1 protein-coding gene is annotated in these 3,587 nt (G+C 68.4%); it reads left to right on the forward strand.

From position 1 onward, the window contains the following. On the forward strand, positions 1–3,587 hold a 3,587-nt coding region (locus D7V80_RS40490), incomplete at both ends, for a condensation domain-containing protein (protein WP_147447391.1).

Genomic DNA, 3,587 nt, shown 5'->3' on the forward strand with positions numbered 1-3,587 from the left:
CAATGGCAAGCTCGACCGGCGAGGGCTCCCGGCGCCGGACCTCTCCGGCAGCCGCGAGGCGTACGTCGCGCCGCGCACCGAGCTGGAGCGAAGGCTGGCCGCCATCTTCAGCGACGTGCTGGGCCTCCAGCACATCGGCGTGCACGACAACTTCTTCGACCTCGGCGGGCACTCGCTGCTCGCATCCCAGGTGGTCTCCAAGATCGCCAGGGAACTCGGCATCCAGATCTCGATCGCCTCCTTGTTCCAGCGTCCCACCATCCATCAGCTCTGTGAGCTGATCGAAGGTCTGGACGCGCGTCCCCAGTGGGAGATCTCGCCCGCTCCCGCGGAGAGCGCGGAGGCGGTGCTGTCATTCGCGCAGGAGCGGATGTGGTTCCTGCACAACTTCGTCAAGGGTGTGCCCTACAACACGCCTGGACTCGTCCGGCTGACGGGTGAGCTCGATGTCGCGGCGCTGGAGCGAGCCCTCCGCGCGCTCATTGTTCGCCACGAGCCCCTGCGGACGAACTTCGTGGAGAAGGGCGGCGTGCTGTCCCAGGTGGTGGGGTCGGAGGCGCGGTTCCAACTGCCCCTGACGTCCCTGCGCGACGAGGGCGAGCTCTCGCGGGCAATGAAGGCCGCGTTCCAGACGCCGTTCGACCTGGAGCGGGACCTGATGATCCAGGCCCACCTCTACCGGTTCGATTCCCGGAACCACGCCCTCTTCGCCACCATCCATCACATCGCCTTCGATGGCTGGTCTCAGTCGGTCTTCTTCCGTGAGCTGGCCGCGTGCTACGCCGCGTCCCTGCGAGGCGAGGACACGCCGCTGCCTGCCCTGGAGATCTCCTACCGCGAATATTCCCGCTGGGAGCGCGCCTACTTCCAGGACGCAGTGCTCGCGGAGCACCTGCGGTACTGGAGACATCAGCTGGCGGGGGCCCAGCCCCTCCTGCTTCCGACGACCTTCCCCCGGCCGCCCATCCAGGACTTCGCCGGCGCCGTGGTGAACTTCACCCTTCCTCAATCCCTCACCGAGCGGTTGAAGCGCTTGTCCGTTGAGACGGACACCACGCTGTACATGGTGCTGCTCGCCGCATGGGCCGTGGTTCTGCAGCGCTACTCCGGTCAGGAGGACATCTGCGTCGGCGCTCCGGTGGCGAATCGGAGTCACGTCCAGACGGAGGGGTTGATTGGCCTGTTCGTCAACACGCTGGTGATGCGGGTGGACGTCGCCGGCAACCCCCGCTTCCGCGACCTGCTGGCGCGAGTCCGGAAGACCGCGGTCGAGGCGTACGCGCACCAGGAGGTGCCCTTCGAGAAGATCGTGGAGGAGCTGCAGCTCGCAAGGGACACGGTCCGCTCTCCGCTCGCGCAGGTGGTGCTCAACTTCCACAACACGCCTCACTCCGCGCTGGAGCTGCCCGGGGTGACGGCCTTCCAGGTGCCGGTCCACAACGGCACCTCGAAGTTCGAGCTCACCCTCGATGTCGCGGAGACGAGCGCCGGGCTGTCTGGGTTCATCGAGTATGCGACGGCGCTGTTCAGCGAGTCGTTCGCCCGGGGGCTGCTGGGGCACCTGGAGGTGGTGCTGGACGCGGCCTGTCGCGAGCCCGGGGCCTTCATTGATGACCTGCCGTTGCTCACCCCGCGGGAGGAGCAGGAGCTCCTGGCGAGGAGCCGGCCCGAGGCCTTCATCGCGATGGACGTCGAGCTGCTGCCTCGCGTGTTCGAGCAGCGCGTCCGGGCGCACCCGGAGGCGGTCGCCCTGGTTCATGGCGACGAGCGCGTCAGCTACCGCGCGCTCAACGGTCGGGCCAACCAGATCGCCCGTCACCTGCGTGCTTCGGGGGTGGGACCGAACTCCCTCGTGGGACTCTGCGTCGGGCGCTCCAATGCGTGGGTGTCCGGTGTCCTCGGCATCCTGAAAGCGGGCGGCGCCTATGTGCCGATCGACCCCGACGCCTCGGCCGAGGCGATCTACGACGTCCTGTACGAGTCGAAGGTGCGGTTCCTGCTGACCGAGTCGCGCCTTGTCGAAGGCCTGCCGGTCGATGACCAGGAGCTTCTCCTTCTGGACCCCCACCCTGACGCGAGCGGCGACACCGCCGTCCTTGAGCGACAGGAGTCCCATGACCTGGGGGACGTAGGGCTGACCTCCGAGTGCCTGGCCTACGTGCTCTTCGCATCCGAGGCTGGCGGGGCGCCGCGCGCGGTCGCCTTCCAGCATGGGGCCGTGGCCCGCCGGATGGCTGAGTGCCACGAACAGTACCTGGCGGGAGTGGATGCCCGGTTCCTGCTGAAGGCGCCGCCCTCCTTCGACCTGTCGGTCGCGGAGCTGTTCCAGTGGATGTTCAGCGGGGGAAGCTTGAGCGTGCTAGCTCCCGGTGCCGAACGCGCGCCCTCCGCCCTCCTCGATCAGGTGAAGCGGGACTTGATCCGCGTCCTGTATACGGTTCCCGCGGAGCTCTCGGCGTGGGTGGGCCTCCTGGAGCGAGAGGGTGACCGGGTCCATGCGCTGGACACCCTCCGCCTCATCTTCTGCGGGGGCGACACCTTGCCGGTCACCCTGGCCCGACGTCTCGGGGCGCTGGCGCGTGCTGGTGGCCTTTCGCTGCGGCTGATCAACCTCTTTGGCACGAAGGAGACGGGCCTGGGGGTGTGCTCGTTCGAGTGCGCGCTCGACGCGAACGGGGACGGTGCCGAGCCGTCGGATGCACCGCGCTCCCACGAGAGGATGCCCATCCGTGGGCCCTCCGCGCGGACGCTGCTCTACGTGGTGCAGTCAAACGGCAGCCTGGCTCCTGTGGGCGTGCCAGGGGAGCTGTACGTCGGCGGGGAACAGCTCGCCAGCCGCTCCTTCGCAAGTGCGGCGGCGAACCCTGGCTTCGTCCCCGCCCCCTTCGGGAGTCAGCATGGGAATGGGTGGGTGTTCAGGACGGGAGACCTCGTCCGCTGGCTGCCGGAAGGGTCCCTTGAGCTGGTCGGCTCCGCTCGGGAGCGCGGAGGGGATGGGGACCGCCGGGTCGATCGCGGCTTCGTCGCGTCGCGGCTGCTCAGGTTGGAGGTCGTCCATGACGCCGTGGTGGTCATGGCTCCAACGCGTCAGGGGGGATCCCGCCTCGTGGCCTACGTCGTCCTGCGGGAGCCTTTCGCGACGGAGGTGGAGCACCGCGAAGCGCGAAAAGCGATGGTGGCCCGAATCAACGCCGGGCTCAGGAGCACGCTGGCGGAATACATGCTCCCGGCCGCCTATGTGTTCATGGGCAGCCTGCCGCTGACGGCCCATGGGCGGATCCACTGGAAGGCCTTCCCCGAAGCGGAAGATGACCTCGAGCAGGGCCGCGATGATTCCTACGTCGCGCCTCGCGGGCCCATCGAGAAGGCACTGGCTGGAATCTGGCAGCAGGTGCTGAGGCGAGCGCGGATCGGACTGCGGGACAACTTCTTCGACCTGGGGGGACACTCGCTGAGCGCCGTGCAGGTGGTGTCGGCCATCCGCAGGGAGCTGGGGGTGCGGGTGCCCATCACGCTGCTCTTCGAGGCGCCGGTGCTGGAGGAGCTGGCGCGTGCGGTGGAGGTGCTGCGGCAGCAGGGCGGTGGAG

Origin of the sequence: Corallococcus sp. CA054B, from assembly GCF_003611625.1 — a bacterium.
In the GTDB taxonomy this organism is placed as follows: Bacteria; Myxococcota; Myxococcia; order Myxococcales; family Myxococcaceae; genus Corallococcus; species Corallococcus coralloides.